We start from the raw sequence: 17,877 nt of genomic DNA, 5'->3' as shown, positions 1-17,877 counted from the left end.
AGGATCATCTCCCCCATGAATCAGTTAGTGAATGAACAGGAAGTCCTGATAGAAATATCAAGCGGCAGCCAAGTCCCTTTCTATGCAACAGAAGGTGCTGCTGGTGCAGATATTCGTGCTTTTTTAGATGAACCAGTAGAGTTGTTATCTGGTAAAAGTATATTAATTTCTACTGGATTAAAGATGGCAATACCTACTGGATATGAGCTTCAAATACGACCACGAAGTGGATTGGCTTTAAAGCATCAAATTACAGTGCTTAACTCTCCAGGGACTATTGACTCTGATTACCGAGGTGAAATTAAGGTGTTATTGATCAATCATGGACTAACTTCTTTTATTATTGAACCAGATATGCGCATAGCGCAAGTTGTGCTTTGTCCAGTTGTACAAGCAAAATTTATTCCTGTAGTAACTCTTGATGACACTTCTCGCGGAAGCGGAGGCTTTGGTCATACAGGGAGGACATAGATTGATGTTGACTTCTCAGAAAGAATTAATTGATGAAGCTTGTGTTTCAGTTTCATCTTACTTATCGCCTAACTTAGTGTTATTTCTTGAGAGAGATACACGGGATGAAGTATTAGAAGATTTAGTAAAATTATTACATAGAGAAGGTTTGGTAGAAAATGCAAATGGCTTTTATCAAGCAATTTTAGCTAGAGAAGATATTTTTTCTACAGGTATAGGGATGGGTGTAGCAGTTCCTCATGCTAAGTTAGAGCATTATGATGATTTCTTTTTAGCTGTAGGTATACATCCACGAGGAGTTGCTTGGAATGCATTAGATGGCCGATCAGTTCGATTAATTTTTATGATTGGTGGGCCAGATGATCGTCAAGGAGCATATTTGCGGTTACTTTCTCGTTTGACAATGGCGTTAAAGGATGACGCAAGACGTAAAAAAATGCTTGAATTACGTAATTCTGAAGATATTTTGGACCTATTCAAAGGAATCTGAATGATGGATTTAAAAGTAGTTGATATTGCTGTTTTACTAAATGTAACTGAAAAAGAAGTTGAGCAACATGTATTAGAGTTGGGTTTACCTGCCTATCAAATAGATCAAGAATATCGTTTTAACAGGGAAGAAGTTGAAGAGTGGATTGTTCGTAGGCAAAGTCAGCTAGAAGAAGATACAACTTTTTCTTGTGGTTCTGATAAAGCAGCTTTAAAATATAGTTTATATAAAGCCTTATTCCGAGGAGATGTCCTTATAGATGTTCCTGGTAATGATAAGGAAACAATCATTCGATCTACCATGAAAATCATGGCGAATAAATTTAACTTAGATCCTGTAGTAATGACAGAGTTATTGCTTAGCAGAGAAAGGTTAATGTCTACAGGTATTGGTGATGGATGGGCAATACCCCACACACGTGATTTTTTATTAAAAACTTATTATGACGTGGTCATTGTAGTCTACCCTGAGCATCCTATTCCATATGCTTCTTTAGATGGAAAAGATGTAGATTTAATGATTTTTCTTTTTGCTAGTGAAGATAAAAATCATTTAAATTTAATTAATAAAATTGTTCATTTACGAACAACAAAGACAGCAAGAACGTTTTTAAGTAGCAAACCAAATAAAGAAGAGCTTTTAATATTCTTAAAATCTTGGGAATCAGCGCTATTTTCTTAAAATAATAGTGTTCATTTGTATATAAAATGATTTGATTTAAAAAAATAAGATATATTCTTTCAGTAATAGAGTCAATTTTATAAATGTTAAAGAATCGAAAATGAAAAAAACACGAATAGCGTCTATTGCACCAGTTAGTTTATTTTTTGTTTTATTGTGGTGCACATGTGCAGGATCAGTAAAAGCAGCAGCAAGCATACAACAGAATAGCAAAACAGAGAATCTATCATCATCTTTCCTTAAATTAGAAAAATATTGATGGAATCATTATGGCTGGAATAGTTGTGGTAGGAATAGTTATTGCTGATAAGATAAAAATCATTTAAATTTAATGACCAATAATAAGGTTTTTAAGTGTAATCTGAAGAAAGAAAAGCTTTTAATATTCTTAAAATCTTGGAAATCAGCATTATTTCCTTAAAAATAATAATACGTGACCATTGTCATATAAACTCAGTTGAGTTAAAAGGTATGACCAGTTATTGTCGCAATAAAGTCAATTTTGTGGGTTTCGGGAGAGTTGAGAATGAAAGGAACACGAACAGTATCTATTATTCTAGCTAGTTTTCTTTTGTTTCACTCTGTTGCCCATGCAGCAACACCAGTAAAGAAAGAAGTTACTACACAGAACAGCAAAAAAAGAAAGCCATCAGCACGTATTGAAAGAAAAAATCGTGAATATCATTCTTCTCGTGTTTTACAAAGTAAAGAGATTAAAAGAAAAAAAGCTTCTCATAAAGGAGTCCTGAGGAAGATCCCAGAGGATTATGCTTATGGAGTCTCTCCACATATGGAACGGCTAAATAAAATTATTCGATTTTTTGGCACAGTTGCTGTCATTCTTTTCACAGGTTATCTAATAGTACATGCAGATAATGGGACAGGGACTGTTGTAACACCTGCTGTTCCAGTTACACATGCAGTTGTAGCAGCTCTAGAAGACCCTTTTCTTGTTCAAATTTATGGATAAATGATTGTTTTAATAAATTGAAACACTCATAGAAGGCATTTTACTTCAAAGTCATCGTAGAAAAAATATTGTCCATTATTCTGATTTTCTAAAATCAAAGACTATTGGCTATGAAATCTTCTTTATACTCATCAGAATAGTTGTCATTAGGTTGTTGATATAGAATAAGATCGTTTGATGTCAACGATAAAGAATTGGAGCTCATTGTTTAATGACTGATGCTCTTAAAACTTCTTTTTATGAATAACTTTTTTATTTTTTTTAATGATTAAATTCAGAAGCAGGACAGAATATGCTTGATGAAGAGGATGGACTATAGATAGTAGTTTCTATAGATAAAATATGGCTTCTGTATGGTCATAGGGCATAAAAATTTTGAAGAAAATCTTTTAGCCAATCTCACTTGTTGTTATAAGACGTATGGATATACTAATAGGTTGAAGGAGAGCTTTTCCAAAGTAGATCTGTGCGTGGATAAAGTTCATGATAATATTATTAATAAGTATAAATCATGAATAACAATAGTTAAAATTTTTATCCACCACCTAATATTTGTTCTCTTGCAAGGAAGGCTAGTCGGATATGAACTAGCCTTGGCAAAGGACGCACGAGTCTGGGAAGAGAAGTAGAAGTCATAGAAAAGAATGCAATGATCATTCTGGTAAGATATAATACAGAAGATAGGGAACCACTTAATATTATATTAGTTCTAAGATTAGGAGATCCAGAGGTGCTAATAAGAAAGCTGGCATTTAATCCTAGCAAGCTTGCCCCTGCCAAGGAGGCAGACTCTAATAAAAATAAGCGAACAGTAGGATTAGAAAAGGGAGAAAAAACTACCAAACTATATTCAGCAGACAAATTTAAGGAAACAAGTGTTAGAGATAGTTGAGCAGCTGCTATCACAGGAAAGATTATGCATTCTGCTGGAGTAAGAGAAAATGAATTTGTTGAATAACCATGAAGAGCGCGATGAGTAATTATAGCCATGTTAACAGATAAAACTGCTGATACAGCTGTATAAGTAATAGTGGACCATTGATGCAATCCTAGATTGTTATATAAATTTCTTCTGGCTTCCTGGAGGCTTCTTGGAGGTCGTCTTCCAAAGAAAGAATATGCTGATGTAATAAAATTCATTCTACGCAAAGTGATAAAATATTTAAGGTTTATGAAAATAATTAATAGTACTTTCTTGAGTTTATGTTAAAAATTAGAGTTTTTATATATAAAAGGATTGTTTAGGTATTCATGAAGCTTAATCTCTTCTTCTTCCTCATTGGATAAATCATCCTCGCTACTAATGGAGAGAGATTTATGTTGTAATGAGCGGCAGTATGGTTCAGTAAAAGGATTAGGGTCATAATCTTCGGGGTTATAATTATTGAAATCTATAGCCCAAGAAGTGCTTATTTCAGGAGCAGTTTCATGATAATCTCTGGAGATGATTTCTTCTAATAATAAGTTTTGTGCTTCTGTAAATAGATTATCATCAGCGTAGTTACAATCAAGGCAATGATCTATTATGCATGTGCTCATGAAGTCATTAGGTGAGGTCTCTACAAAAGAGTCATCAGAGTTTCTTCTTACTTGTACTGCAGAAATATGTAAGGAAGGATTTCTGGTGTCTGATTGATTGTTTGAAATAGACATAAAAAGATAAATAAAAGTACGTAATGCAAAAATTGTTATTGAGATAGAGCTAGTGTTAGTACTAAATTTTTGTAGAGCGTGTGCTTCAGGAGAGTGTAGAGTACTTAAAGGTAAGAAGCTAATAATACTAATGAAGCCGAAAGAGCTGCCTTCTAAGTTTAAGATTTCTAAAGCATATGAGTGTTTTTGGGAAAATAAAGAAGTATTCCTTCTTATTTGATTTCGTCGACTATTTATTAATGAGATTAGAGTCAAGCAAAAAATAATACTATTAGCTGCGGCCATGATAGTTAATGCTGTTATTTTTATTATCTGGCTGTGGGATAGTGATTTATGTTCTTGAATGGATGGAAGAGGCTCATTGTGTAGTACCTTATGGCTCAAGGTGGTCATGGTGATTGTCATAGTGCCAGATATTACAGTTTGTAAGGCAGAAAAAATGCGCTTGCAAAAACATCTAAAGCTTCTGTTTGGTTGTTGCTCAGGATTATAAAGGGAACTGATTTTTCTAATGAATGGGGTGATATAGTTCATGTTAAAAATAAAGATGATTTTCCCTTGGGTGGAAGAGAGGGATATTTTTTAGCATATATAATTAATAGATTGCAATAAACATGCATTATAATCACCTCTTTAAGAGGTAAATAGGTATATCACTGTGTATGATAGGGGAATGTTGTCCCACCTCATTATTTTTTCTTAATTAGTGATATAAAAATCTCGTTATTCAAATTAGCCCATCTCTATGATTATAACTGTGTTATGGTCTCAAAAGGTTTAATTAGAAAATACTCTTTGTTACTGTCTGAAGGCAGTATCCTTTGCTTTTTTTTGAGAAGTAGTTTTTTCAGGACGGATTAAAAGACTAACCACAACTTTTATCATATAAGTTATAGAAGACATGCTTCCAGAGGTTATAGCTAATGTTTGTAATGGATGATTTGCTTGATATTATGTTTGGTTTCCAAGAACAATGCCAAATAGCATAGTGAGGCTGGGAGATAGATCTACGCCTAATTAAGATATAATGCATGATGAAGAAAAAGACTTTAGCGTTTAAAAGAGTCACAGAGGTGTTAATGATAGCTGTAGGTTATAAAAAAAGAGCTATGCATAATCTCATTATTAATATTTTTGCATAGCTTTGTTTTTTCTTAATTAGCGATATAAAAATCTAATTGCTTTAAATTAGTCAATTTCAACAAGTGTACTGGTAGAAGATCTGGATGGAAGAAAATTGTCATCACTGCCAATGCCCAATCCAGAATCTATAGATAAACTAAGTAAGTTCTCCTCATCGTCTGAAGGATCTATGAATTGCCATTCATTTCTTGTATCCTCTTCGTATATTCGAGAAATAGCTCTGTCATAACAAATTAAACAAGAAATAATAGCATCTAGTGTATACATTAGAGAAGAGCCACTTCCAAAGGTTATAGCGAATGCTTGCAATGAATTAACAGATGGGCTCTCTGTATACGTACTAAGTATAAAGTTACAAGTAGCTATTATGCCAAGAGCGCTTGCAGATAGATCACAGATTATTGCACCATATAATCGAGGCATTACAGTAGGTGTTTCTGGGTGTAATGGAGCTAGGTTATTGTGAGTATGAACAAAATATAAAGCATTAATCAGAATTATTGTGTTAGCTGCTGTCAGGATGCTTAAGGCAGATATTTTTATTTGCCTCATTTCTGGGTACCAATTAGAGTTTAAAGAGTGATGATCATCACTTAAAGGATTTCCAGCAAAAATTTGAGTAGTTAAAAACGCCATAGAAATGCTCATGGTGCTTGCTGCAGCAGCTCTCATGATATGACTATTGCATAAGCGACTCATATTATGTCGACAGTTTCTGACTATTTCAGACATGCTTCTTGGAGGAGTTAATCCAAGATAATTATATATAAAACTCATATTACAACTTATGTTAAAAAATATTTATTATTATGCGATTTTATTTTCAAAGATTTTTAATGATTATATTGTTTGCGTCAAGAATATTAAATATATGTTTGAGCTAGCTCTATTTTCAAAAATTATTAAATTCAAATAATTTGATAAAAGTGAAGAAGGGGTTTATTTTTAATTCAATGATTGTCTATTACAATAAAATGAACTGAAAGTTTCATAACAGCAAGGCTTTCTTAGTAAGGTAATTAATGTTAACATCCTCTTTGTATAGAAAGAAGTGAGTGTCCAAAGATCATTTTATTATCCAGATGGAATAGCTAATATTGGTTACTTAGGAATAAGGCTAAATAGTTTAGTGATGCTGAAAGCTGGGCTAAATCTAAGCCCATTAAGATATAATTGATGTATTAATTTGTATAATGAGAGAAATGGTGTAAGTATTTTATTTTTTCATAGCTTTTCTTTTTGTTAATTAAGGCTATAAAAATCTACTTTTTCAAATTAGTCCATTTCAGTAAATATAGTTGTTGTAGTGCTAGAAGATTGGATTAGAGATTCTTCATCATCATTATTTTCGTCTGAAGAATCCATGCGGCTCCATCTGACTGCAGTAGACTCTACAGTTCTGTGAGGGGCAGTGTTTCCCAAGCACATTAAAAAAGCAACAACAGTTTCTGTCATATAAATTGTAGAAGAGATACCTCCGGAAGTGATAGATAATGTTTGTAATCTATTAGGAAGTGGGTGCAGTAAAAAATTGCTAGAAATAAAGCTAAGAATACTTATTAGTCCAAGGGAGCTTGCAGTTAGATTGAAGCTTGCTAATATATATACCCGATCATTTCTAGTAGGAGTTGTTGCGCTTAATGTTGTTGCGCTATTATCTCCAAAAGTAGAAACTAGTGCAGTGCTCATAATAACTGCGTTAGCTAAGAGCATAACTGATAAGGCGCCTATTTTTATTGCCAAAATTGTGACAGAAGGCCTAAAGGGTTCAGGTCGATGAGAATCAATTGAATGATCATTCTGAAAAATTTGAGTAGTTACAAGCGCCATAGAAACGCCCATAGTGCCTGATACAATAGTTTGTATGCTTGGGGAATGGAATAAGCGTCTCATATTGTTTCGACAGTTTCTGGCTGCTTCAGACATGCTTCTAGGCGCTGTTAATCCAAAATAATTAGATATAAAATTCACATTAAAACTCATTAAAAAAATAATATTAACAAAATTTTTAATGATTATATTGTTTTGGTCAACAATATTTATGTTTATTAACTATTAAAAAAATAATTCTATTAAATATCTTTTAGTTAAGAAAAATCATTGCTGAAAAGTATGTTTGAGCTGGGTCTATTTTGACAAATGATGAAGTTTAAATAATTTGATAGAAATGAAAGACCTTATTATAAAAAGTATAAAAAAGGTTTATTTATGCTTCTTTAATTTCAATAAGTGTAGCTCTAGTAGGGATTGGGCTTGGAGTTCTAGTTAAAGGACATACATCTTTTGCATCATTTTCACTGTCTAAGTCAGAATTTATAGAGGTGCTAATTAAGCTCATAGCATCTATTGGCTGCCATCTTCTTGTCATGATCTCTATTTCTCTTTGAGGAATAGCTTTTGCAGTATACATCATAAGAGTAATAATGGCCTTTACTGTATAAATCACAGAAGACAGACTTCCTGAGGTTATAGCTAATGCTTGTAATGGATTAGGATGTCGATTTTGCATAGTACTACTAGAAACAAAGCTAGTAATACTTATTAGCCCAAGGGAGCTTGCAGCTAGATTTAAGTTTGTTAAGATGTATAATCGATGATTTCTAGCAGGGGTTTTTGGATTTAATGCAGTTATGCTAGTCCTTCCACAAATAGAAGTTAATGCATCAGCTAAAAGAGCTGAGTTAGCTACTTCCATGACTATTAAGGTCGCAATTTTCATTACAAATATTCTTGAAGAAGGAGAAGAAGATGGATGATTATTAATTATAGGATCATCATTAAAAATTTCATTAGTTAAAACTGCCATAGAGATGCCCATTAAAGTTGATATAGGGGCTTGTAATGCAGGAAGGCGGCATAAGCGTTTCATGTTATGTTTACAGTTTCTGACTGCGGCAGAAGCGTTTTTTGGAGGTATTAACCCCAAATAATTAGATATAAAACTCATATTAAAGCTCACTTAAAAAAAATAACAAAAAAATTTATCATGATAAAATGTTATTGATTAACATTTTTTAATGATGACATTATTTAGGTCAAGAATGTTTATTAAACATTAAAAATCATTGCTTGAAAATATTTTTGATCTGGATCTATTTATGAATTGATCATGTTTAGTCCTTCTGATCATAGATAACTTTTTTAGAACATATTAAGGAGTAAGCAATAGTGTTTATCAGATAAACATTAGAAAACGTGTGAACTCATATTAGAGTTAATGCTTGTAGATGGTTGTGAAAAGCTTGAGTTGTTAAAAGAATCGTAAAAGCTTTAATGATGCTTGATATAGTAATTTGTATAATGAGGAAGAGGTGTAGGTGCCTTACTTTATATTGATAACTATAGGATGTTAAAGAAAAGCTATGAAAAAATATTAATAGTGATATTTTCTTCTTAGCTTTTCTTTTTCTTAATTAATGATATAAAAATCTACTTGCTCAAATTATTCAATTTCAACAAGTGTAGCTGTGCTATGGGATGAGGTAGACACTCTTCCTGAGGTCCATGAGTCGTCATCACTGTCATTTCCAAAATCAGACTCCATAGTGAGATTAATCAATGGTTCATCATCGCTGTCATCTAATTGTTGGTACCTGATGCGTGCATGATCTACTCTTCTTTCAGCAACAGTTCTTCCAGAACACATTAGAAGAGATATTACAGCTTCTACTATATAAGCTGTAGAAGAAAGACTCCCTGAGGTTATAGCTACTGTCTGTAATGGATTAGGGTGTTGATTTTGTAAAGCACTACTACAAACAAAGCTAACAATACTAATTAATCCGAAGGAGCTGCCAGCTAGATTTAAGCCTGTTAAGATATATAATTGACGATTTCTATTAGGCGTTGTTACATTTAATGCTGTTATACTAGTATCTCCACACAAAGAAGCTACTGCCTCTCCTAGAATAAATCCATTAGCAATTGTCATGACTGTTAAGGTAGCTATTTTCATCCCTAGTATTGCTGGAGAAGAATGATGAGATAAAGAGTGTTGCTGACTATCTAAAGGATCACCAGCAAGAATTTCAGAAGTTAAAACCGCCATAGAGACGCCCATGACACTGGATACAGCAGCTTGTAAGCCAGGAAAGCGGCATAAGCGGTTAATGTTTCGTTGATAGTTTCTAACTGCTTGAGAAAGGCTTGTTGGAGGTCTGAACCCAAAAATATTGGATATAAAACTCATATTAAAACTCACTTTTTTAAAGAATAATCATCAACTTTTAATGATGACATTATTTGAGTCAAGAATATTTGTTTCTATTAAGTATTAAAAAAAGTTATTAATAATGTTTATTCTAAAAAAACCATATTAAATATATGCTGATTAAGAAAAATCATTTCTGTAGCAGATGTTTGAGAGGGGTTAATTTTTAAAAGTGCTTAAGTTGAAATCATTTAATTATCACTAAAGACCTTATTATAAAAAGTGCAAAGCAATTTTATTTATGATTATTGAGTGCTTATTACAATAAAATGACTGAAGGTTCAGTAACAGCATGGCTGTCTTAGCAAGGTCATTGGTGTGGATGTTCTCAGCGTATAAAGAAAAGTGTGAGACAAAGAATGATGATATTACTGGAAGTCATTATTGCTAAAGTATTTGTTTTCATGGTTGTTCTAGAATAGGAAGCTTTTTGATTCTTGTCAAATAATAGGGAAGTTTCATCTAACACTTGAGTTATTAATAAAGTCGCAGAGGCATTCATGATGTTACAGCTCACAACTTGTGTGATATCTTTTATGATTAATGCTTGTTTTCTGGATATTGCATGCTCTCTATTAGAGACAAAATTAATAGGGTCCAATAGTTCAATAGAGTTGAAAAATAGATCTAAGCTAATTGAGTTATAATTGATGACTAGGAAAAGCTTGAGTTGTTAAAAGAATCGTAAAAGCTTTCATGATGCTTGATAAGTAATTTGTGTAATAGGGAAGAGGTATAATGACCTTATTTTTTATTGACAACTGTAGGATCTTAAAGACAAGCCATGAAAAAATCTTAATAAAGATACTTTTTTCATAGCTTGTCTTTTTCTTAATTAGTGATATAAAAATCTAATTGTTCAAATTAGTCAATTTCAACAATTGTAACTGGGCTAAGGGGTGTGCTAGACCCTATCTCTGAGTCATCATCATCGCTATCGTCTAATGGCTGGTATATGATTATTGTACCATCTGTTCTTCTTTCAGAAACAGTTCTTCTAGAACACATTATAGAAGCTACAACAGCTTCTACTGTATAAGCCACAGAAGAAAGAGTCCCTGAGGTTATAGCTGCTACCTGTAATGGATTAGGGTGTTGATGTTGCAAAGTACTATTAAAAATAAAGCTAATAACACTAACTAATCCAAAGGAGCTGCCAGCTAGATTGAAGCCTGTTAAGATATATAATTGATAATTTCTATTAGGTGTTGTTGGACTTAATGTTCTTATACTACGCTCTCCAAGCACAGAAGTCAGTGCATCTCCTAGTATAGCTGAGTTAGCAATTCCCATGATTGTTAAGGCAGCTATTTTCATTCCCAGTACTATTGGAGAAGGAGTATGGGATGAAGAGGTTTGGGGATTAACTAAAGGATCGCCAGCAAAAACTTCAGCAGTTAAAATTGCCATAGAGACGCCCATGACAGTGGATACAGCAGTTTGTAAGCCAGGAAAGCTGTATAAGCGGTTAACGTTTCGTCGATAGTTTCTAGCTGCTTGAGAAAGGCTTTTTGGAGGTGCGAACCCAAAAATATTAGATATAAAACTCATGTAAAACTCATTATGGCTGTCTTAGCAAGGTCATTGGTGTGGATCTCCTCAGCGTATAGAGAAAAGTGTGAGACAAAGAATGATAATATTATTGGAAGTCATTATGTTACAGCTAGCAACTTGTGTGATATCTTTTATGATTGGAGGGGTTATTATCCTAAAATAATATGATTAGAACCTCTTTTAGAGATAATTATTATGAAACATATGAAGAGTCAAGAAAAAGCTTTTATTAGATAAACATTAAGAGGCCTGAGAGCTGATGTTATGGTTAATGCTTCTTTCTGAATATTGTATGCGCGCTATTAGAAACAAAATGAATAGGGTTAAATAGTTCAATAGAGTTGAAAAATAGATCTAAGCTAATTGAGTTATAATTGATGATTAGGAAAAGCTTGAGTGTTAAAAGAATCGTAAAAGCTTTCATGATGCTTGATATAGTAATTTGTGTAATAGGGAAGAGGTATAATGACCTTATTTTTTATTGACAACTGTAGGATCTTAAAGACAAGCTATGAAAAAATCTTAATAAAGATACTTTTTTCATAGCTTGTCTTTTTCTTAATTAGTGATATAAAAATCTACTTGTTCAAATTAGTCAATTTCAACAAGTGTAGCTGGTTCAGTAGTTGGGCTAGGCGTTCTTATTGGAGACCACACGTCTTCATCTGCAGCATCATCGCCAAATTCAAAATTTACTAAGGAATCATCATCAGAACTATCTATTGGCTGATATCTCACTATAATGGACTCTATTCTTCTTTGAGAAAGAGTTTTTGCAGAACACATTAAAAGAGCAACCACAGCTTCTACTGTATAAGCTATAGAAGACACAGTTCCTGAACTTATAGCTAATGCTTGTAATGGATTAGGTTGTTGACTTTCCAAAGCACTGCTAGAAATAAAGCTAATAATACTTGTTAGTCCCAGTGCGCTTCCAGCTATATTTAGGCCTGTTAAGATGTATAATCGATGATTTCTAGCATGTTTTGTTGGATTTAATATTGATATTCTAGTATCTCCACAAACATCAGTTAGTGCTTCCCCTAGAATAACTCCATTAGCCACTGCCATGATTGCTAAGGCGGTTATTTTCATCCCCATCGCTGTATAATCAGTATTATTGGATGAAGATTGTTGGTTACTAATTAAAGGATCACCAGCAAGAACTTCAGTAGTTAAAACTGCCATAGAGACACCCATCACGCTTGATACAGCGGCTTGTAAAACAGGATGGCGGCAGATATGTCTTAGGTTTCTTCGACAGTTTCTGGCTGCTTCAGACACGCTTGTTGGAGGTATTAAACCAAAATAATTAGTTATAAAACTCATATTAAAACTCACTTTTTTAAATAATAATAAAATTTATCGTTATAAAATCTTATTTTTGGCAGGATTTTTAATGATTACATTGTTTTGGTCAAGAATGTTTGTTGATATTAATAATTAAAAAAAAGTTAATAAAAGTATTATTTTTTTAAAAAACATATTAAATATGATCTGATTAAGAAAAATCATTGCTGTAATAGATGTTTGAGCTAGGTTTATTTATGACTGATCATGTCTAGTGCAATAACAGCATGGCTTTCTAACAAGGTAATTCATATTAATGCCCTCGGTATATAGAAAGAAGTGCATAACAAAAAATTATTCTATGAGCGTCCATTATTACTGCTAAAGCATTTTTTTTTGATAATAGTTTCAGAATAGTAAGTTTCTTCATGCTTATCAAATAATAGAGGGTTTTCATCTAAACCCTGAGTTATTAATAAAGTCACCAAGGTCTTCATAATGACATGACTAGTAACTTGTGCAAGATCTTTGTGTGACTGGAAAGATTATTGTCTTAACATAATTTTTAATAGATCTTATTGTAAATATAGAGCTGAAGAATAGATCTAAGTTAATTGAGTTATAATTGATGATTAGGAAAATCTTGAGTTGTTAAAAGAATCATAAAAGCTTTAATGATTTTTCATATAGTAATTTGTGTGATGGGAAAGAGGTATAATGACCTTATTTTTTATTGACAACTGTAGGATCTTAAAGAAAAGGCGTGAAGAAATATTCATAGAGATACTTTTTTCATAGCTTTTCTTTTTCTTAATTAGTGATATAAAAATCTACTTGCTCAAATTAGTCAATTTCAACAAATGTAGCTGGTTCAGTAGTTGGGCTAGGCGTTCTTATTGGAGACCACGTGTCTTCATCTGCAGCATCATAGCCAAATTCAAGATCTAGTAAGATCTCCTCCTTATCATCAGAACTACCTACTGGCTGATGTCTCACTGTAGTGGATTCTAGTATTCTTTGAGGAATAGTTTTTGCAGAACACATTAAAAGAGCAACAACAGCTTTTACTGTATAAGCTATAGAAGATGAGTGTCCTCAAGTTATAGCTAATGTTTGTACTGGATTAGAGTGATGATTTTGCATAGCACTATTAGAAATAAAGTTAATAATACTTAATAGTCTAAGTGAGCTTCCCAATAGATTTAGGCCTGTTAAGATGTATAATCGATGATTTTTAGCATGTTTTGTTGGATTTAATGCTGATAGCCTAAGTATCTCCACACATATTACTACATGCCTTCCCTAGAATAAATCCATTAGCCATTGACATGATTGTTAAGGCGGCTATTTTCATCACCAGTATTGCATGAGTAGTATTATTAGGTTGGGATTGTTGGTTACTAGCTAAAGGATCACCAGTAAGAACTTCAGCAGTTAAAACTGCCATAGAAAGGTCCATCAAGCCTGATGCAGCAGCTTGTAAAGTAGGAAAGCTGCAGAGACGTCTTAGGTTTGGGTCGATAATTTCTTGCTGCTTCAGACAGGCTTTTTGGAGGTTCTAAGCCAAAATAATTAGTTATAAAACTCATGTTAAAACTCATTTATTTGTTGATGTTATAGTTCATGTTTAATGGATTTCTTTCTTGATCTTGTGTGCTTGCCATTAGAGCAAAGCTGATAAAGCAGATAGTTCAATAGATTTGGCAGCTAGATATAAGTTGCTTAAGATATAATGGATGATGAGGAAAAGCCATAAAAAATATTAGTAATGATATTTTTTTATAGCCTTTCTTTTGCTTAATTAGGGATATAAAAATTTACGTGCTTAAATTATTGAATTTCAACAATTTTGAAGAGCTAGAATTTGGGTTAAAAGTTGTCTGTGGAGGCCATTTCCCAGCATCGTCATTGCCTAAGTCAACATCTATAGTATAAGTAATACTATTTTCTTCTTCTTCATACACAGTATCCATTGTTTGCAATCTTATTCTTCTAGTCTCTAGTCTTCTTGGAGAAATAGTCCTTCCAGAAGAGATTAAAAGAGCAACAATAGTTTCTGTTGTATAAGTCATAGAAGATAGACTTCCCAAAACCATAGATAATATTGGTAATGAAGTATTACTGTCTTGTGGTATAAGATTATTAAGAACAAAGCTCATAATACTTATTAGGCCAATTGAGCAACCCTCTAATCTAAAGCATGTTAAGAGGTGTAATCGACGATTTCTATAGGGTGTTCTTGGACTTAATGCTGCTATGCTATTCTTTCCAAACCTAGAAATTACTGTCTTAACTAGAATAGCGGAGTTAGCGATTGTCATTACTGTTAAGGTAGTGATTTTTATTCCCAATATTGCTGAAGAAGGATCATTGGATGGAGATTCTTGCTTATTAATCAAGGACTCTCCAGAAAAAATTGTAGCAGTTAAAAGTGTCATAGAGGCACTCATGATGCTTGATACAGCAATTTGTAGGGCGGGAAAGTGCCATAAGCTTTTCATATTTCGTTGACAGTTTCTGGCTGCTTCAGAAAAATTTCTAGGGGGCCTTAAGGCAAAATTATTAAGTATACAACTCATGTTAAAACTCACTTTATAAAAAATCATTTTAACATATGTTGGATTTAGTTTTATTTTAAAAAGTGATTAACTGGGTTTTAATCTATAGCAGAAGCGCCTTAATCATCATCACTATCATAAAAAACAGAATCGTGTTGATTTATGGTTGGATGGGCTCCTGAAGAAGTGCCTTCAAGTGGATCATCACTATAAGAGTAGTTTTGAGAACCTGTAATTGTATAAGGCTCTAGGGAAAAGTCTACTGTTGTTGAGTCATCATCTAATTCATCTATATTTTGTGTTACTGATGGTGTGCTGTGAATAATTTCTTCTGTAAATGTTTCTTCCACAACAAGTATACTATTGGACACAAATATTGCAGCGCTAGAAGGTCTAGTAGAAGATCTATTACTTATACAAGATAATATTACCATTCCTATAAATTCTGTCATATATAAGGTAGAAGATATAGCGCCTAAACTAATAGATCCTGTTTGTAAACCAAGAGAAGTTTCACTAACAGGTATAAAATGCAAAGACCAGAATGAAAAAATGCCAATATTACCTGTTAAATTAGCTGTTAATGATAGGCCCTCTATTATATGCAGTGTTCTTAAGGTGGGGCCATCATCATTTAAGGCCTCTACTCTAGCTCTTCTCCAGCATCTATAAATTGTTCTACCCATCAAGAAAGTTTGTAATGTTGTTAACATTGCAAAAATACCTATTTCTCCTTGGGGAATTTCTTCGCCTTCAGAGGTTCTAGCGGGTGTGCTTGTAAAAATAAGGGCAGTTATAGATGCCATAGAGGTGCTTAGCCCTAAGGTTAAGATGCTCTGGGGTATGTTTAAAGTATTTATTAAAGGTAATATATTTCTTGTGGTGAGAGGGGAAGGATTTTGAAATCTTGGAAATATATTGCTTAAGTAGGTAGAAAGAAAACTCATTGTAAATGCCTTATTATTTAAAATATAAATATATAACAATAATTAATTTAAAAATGATTTTATATTGTTAAAAGTTTAATAATTAAAAATTAGAAGTTTAAATTTCAATGACATTTATTTTTATATATTTGTCAGCTATAAAAAATAGCTAACTTTTAGCTTAATTATTGGTCTTCAGGCATATCTGTGGAGAAGATTGTGTTATTTTCATTATTTTTAATAAAAATCTTCTTTGGACATATATAAATTTTGGGAAGCGGAAGGAAAAGTAGCTAGAAAAGCAAGCTGATTAGATTCAGTAAAACAGTTTTCATCATCACTGCTGTTTGTGTGCCAAGAAGCTGCATCAAGGCTTGAATGTCTTTCAGATAAGCCTAAGAAGCTGTTGCTGCTTATTATGGAATCAGAATCTTCCATATCTATAAAAGTTATTTCTTGTAAAGAACCTGTTTCATCATCATTCATAGAAGTTTCCCAGGAATATAGAGAGTGCTGGGATAAGTTTGCTAAAGATGCAGCGTCATCTAAATGTTCTTCTGAATGCATGAAATTTGTTTCTAAGGACAAATTATCAAACTCTATAGTAAGACTCTCTAAAGAAGAAAGGTTAAAAAGGTTAATATGTGCATAAATAGGATCAGGCTCATATAAAGAAGGCTCATCTAATGAGGTAGAATATTGATCAGGAATAGGGGGTAACATTCGAGATTGTATGTCATTTTCTATGGATAAGGCAGTGGGATTATGGGAAAGAAGCTGTAAGGGGATTCTTTCATAAATGTTTGATTCTGAATCACCTGAATCTAAATAGAGCTCATCTAATGAGGTAGAATATTGATCAGGAATAGGGGGTAATCTTCGAGTTTGCATGTCATTTTCTATGGAGAAGGTTGTGGAATTATGGGAAAAAAGCTGCATGGGAATCCTTTCATATAGGTTTGATTCTGGATCATATGTTCGTAAGGCTAATTGCCTTAAAGAAAGCATATCCTCTCTTCTTATAACAGTAATTTTAGTAGTTCCTATGTATAAAAAAAAGATAATACAGTTGTACATATACAGTGCTGAACAGGTATAGGCCATTTCAAATCTTACTATGGGATTGCTTTCTGGAAAGTGGACTGGCTTTAAAAAAGGAAACACTCCTTTGCTTAAGCAGGTTATTAAGCTAAGGGTAGTTGTAGGCACTAATGGGCCAGATATTATTACTGTTTTTATCAATTTATGATAATAAAATCTGGTTGTTGGCAAATTGTAAAATAGCAAATATTGTTTAATAGAAGATACTAATATACCAATGTTAGCAATAGTTAGACTAGAGGCTATGATTAATGGGGCTATATTTGAATGATGATTTTCCGAGTTATTTTGAGATGGAGTAAGGGAAAAAAATTCACTAGCTAATGATGACATTCCTAATGTCATGATAGCTGTAGAAATTGTTTGTGCTAGGTGGTAGCAATGAGTTTTAGAGAAGTTATTACGAAGGTTTTGACGAAATTCACCAAAGGAGGAAGGTAATTTTCTATCAAAAAATGATAATAAAGAGAGGGAGTTCATATTAAAGTGCTTGTTAAATGGTCCTAAAGATGGTTATTGACCTTAAAGGAATGATAAAAAAAAAGTTGTGATTATGCAATGAAATATTATAATTGAGATTTTAATCAATGAATGTGATGTTTTTTAATAAAAATCTTTTTTATATCTACATTTTGGTTAGGTGTGCGATGAGTAGCTAAGAAAGTAAGTGAATTAGATTTAGCAGAAAAAGGTCATCATCATTGCTGATTTGTGTGCCAAGAAGCTGTATCGCAGCTACAGCTTCTTTCATGTAAGATTATGGAGCTGTTATAGAAGCAGAATCTTCAATAGTTACATGTTTTTGTCAAAAATATGATGTAAAAATATTA

20 protein-coding genes are annotated in these 17,877 nt (G+C 32.8%); 5 read left to right on the top strand and 15 right to left on the bottom strand.

Annotated features, from left to right (window positions below):
- Positions 1–15: 15 nt before the first annotated feature.
- The 5 genes from dut to CLAVI_RS02855 all read left to right on the top strand — a co-directional run bounded on the left by dut (position 16) and on the right by CLAVI_RS02855 (position 2,612).
- Positions 16–471, top strand: coding sequence for a dUTP diphosphatase (gene dut / locus CLAVI_RS02875; protein WP_194844092.1), 456 nt, complete (start codon positions 16–18; stop codon positions 469–471).
- A gap of 4 nt (positions 472–475) precedes the next feature.
- A complete protein-coding gene (locus tag CLAVI_RS02870) occupies positions 476–961 on the top strand; it encodes a PTS sugar transporter subunit IIA (protein WP_194844091.1) in 486 nt (161 codons plus the stop codon).
- Entirely contained in the window at positions 962–1,642 is a 681-nt protein-coding gene (locus tag CLAVI_RS02865) for a PTS sugar transporter subunit IIA (protein ID WP_228547631.1), read from the top strand. It begins immediately after the preceding gene.
- Positions 1,643–1,742: 100 nt separating this feature from the next.
- Positions 1,743–1,901, top strand: coding sequence for a hypothetical protein (locus CLAVI_RS02860; RefSeq protein WP_194844090.1), 159 nt, complete (start codon positions 1,743–1,745; stop codon positions 1,899–1,901).
- 267 nt (positions 1,902–2,168) lie between these two features.
- Positions 2,169–2,612, top strand: coding sequence for a hypothetical protein (locus tag CLAVI_RS02855; RefSeq protein ID WP_194844089.1), 444 nt, complete (start codon positions 2,169–2,171; stop codon positions 2,610–2,612).
- 534 nt (positions 2,613–3,146) lie between these two features.
- Here the strand turns inward: CLAVI_RS02855 and CLAVI_RS02850 are convergent.
- The 15 genes from CLAVI_RS02850 to CLAVI_RS02780 form a co-directional block, all read right to left on the bottom strand.
- Positions 3,147–3,752 (bottom strand): hypothetical protein, encoded by a 606-nt coding sequence (locus CLAVI_RS02850; protein WP_194844088.1) that lies wholly within the window; start codon positions 3,750–3,752, stop codon positions 3,147–3,149.
- A gap of 66 nt (positions 3,753–3,818) precedes the next feature.
- Positions 3,819–4,799 carry a hypothetical protein gene (locus CLAVI_RS02845; RefSeq protein WP_194844087.1) on the bottom strand — a complete coding sequence of 327 codons (981 nt, stop codon included), beginning with the start codon at positions 4,797–4,799 and terminating at the stop codon, positions 3,819–3,821.
- 654 nt (positions 4,800–5,453) lie between these two features.
- Positions 5,454–6,185, bottom strand: a complete 732-nt coding sequence (locus tag CLAVI_RS02840) for a hypothetical protein (RefSeq protein WP_194844086.1) — start codon at positions 6,183–6,185, stop codon at positions 5,454–5,456.
- A gap of 498 nt (positions 6,186–6,683) precedes the next feature.
- A complete protein-coding gene (locus CLAVI_RS02835) occupies positions 6,684–7,379 on the bottom strand; it encodes a hypothetical protein (protein WP_194844085.1) in 696 nt (231 codons plus the stop codon).
- A gap of 235 nt (positions 7,380–7,614) precedes the next feature.
- Entirely contained in the window at positions 7,615–8,355 is a 741-nt protein-coding gene (locus CLAVI_RS02830) for a hypothetical protein (RefSeq protein ID WP_194844084.1), read from the bottom strand.
- A 495-nt stretch (positions 8,356–8,850) separates the two neighbouring features.
- Positions 8,851–9,597 (bottom strand): hypothetical protein, encoded by a 747-nt coding sequence (locus CLAVI_RS02825; protein ID WP_194844083.1) that lies wholly within the window; start codon positions 9,595–9,597, stop codon positions 8,851–8,853.
- A 349-nt stretch (positions 9,598–9,946) separates the two neighbouring features.
- Positions 9,947–10,120, bottom strand: coding sequence for a hypothetical protein (locus tag CLAVI_RS02820; protein ID WP_194844082.1), 174 nt, complete (start codon positions 10,118–10,120; stop codon positions 9,947–9,949).
- Positions 10,121–10,482: 362 nt separating this feature from the next.
- Complete coding sequence (locus tag CLAVI_RS02815) at positions 10,483–11,169, bottom strand: hypothetical protein (RefSeq protein ID WP_194844081.1); 687 nt, start codon at positions 11,167–11,169, stop codon at positions 10,483–10,485.
- A 594-nt stretch (positions 11,170–11,763) separates the two neighbouring features.
- The gene (locus tag CLAVI_RS02810) at positions 11,764–12,501 is read right to left on the bottom strand and encodes a hypothetical protein (RefSeq protein ID WP_194844080.1); all 738 of its coding nucleotides are present in this window, start codon (positions 12,499–12,501) and stop codon (positions 11,764–11,766) included.
- A gap of 804 nt (positions 12,502–13,305) precedes the next feature.
- Complete coding sequence (locus tag CLAVI_RS02805; RefSeq protein WP_194844079.1) at positions 13,306–13,506, bottom strand: hypothetical protein; 201 nt, start codon at positions 13,504–13,506, stop codon at positions 13,306–13,308.
- A gap of 51 nt (positions 13,507–13,557) precedes the next feature.
- Entirely contained in the window at positions 13,558–13,743 is a 186-nt protein-coding gene (locus CLAVI_RS02800; protein WP_194844078.1) for a hypothetical protein, read from the bottom strand.
- The gene (locus tag CLAVI_RS02795; RefSeq protein WP_194844077.1) at positions 13,730–13,921 is read right to left on the bottom strand and encodes a hypothetical protein; all 192 of its coding nucleotides are present in this window, start codon (positions 13,919–13,921) and stop codon (positions 13,730–13,732) included. Before CLAVI_RS02795 ends, CLAVI_RS02800 begins: the two co-directional genes overlap by 14 nt.
- A gap of 358 nt (positions 13,922–14,279) precedes the next feature.
- Positions 14,280–15,041, bottom strand: a complete 762-nt coding sequence (locus CLAVI_RS02790) for a hypothetical protein (protein ID WP_194844076.1) — start codon at positions 15,039–15,041, stop codon at positions 14,280–14,282.
- Between the two features lie 98 nt (positions 15,042–15,139).
- The gene (locus tag CLAVI_RS02785) at positions 15,140–15,967 is read right to left on the bottom strand and encodes a hypothetical protein (RefSeq protein WP_194844075.1); all 828 of its coding nucleotides are present in this window, start codon (positions 15,965–15,967) and stop codon (positions 15,140–15,142) included.
- 216 nt (positions 15,968–16,183) lie between these two features.
- A complete protein-coding gene (locus CLAVI_RS02780) occupies positions 16,184–17,527 on the bottom strand; it encodes a hypothetical protein (RefSeq protein ID WP_194844074.1) in 1,344 nt (447 codons plus the stop codon).
- Positions 17,528–17,877 lie beyond the last annotated feature (350 nt).

It is taken from the genome of Candidatus Clavichlamydia salmonicola (assembly GCF_015356765.1).
Classification (GTDB): Bacteria; Chlamydiota; Chlamydiia; order Chlamydiales; family Chlamydiaceae; genus Clavichlamydia; species Clavichlamydia salmonicola.
This window is presented reverse-complemented; position numbering and strand designations above follow the sequence as displayed.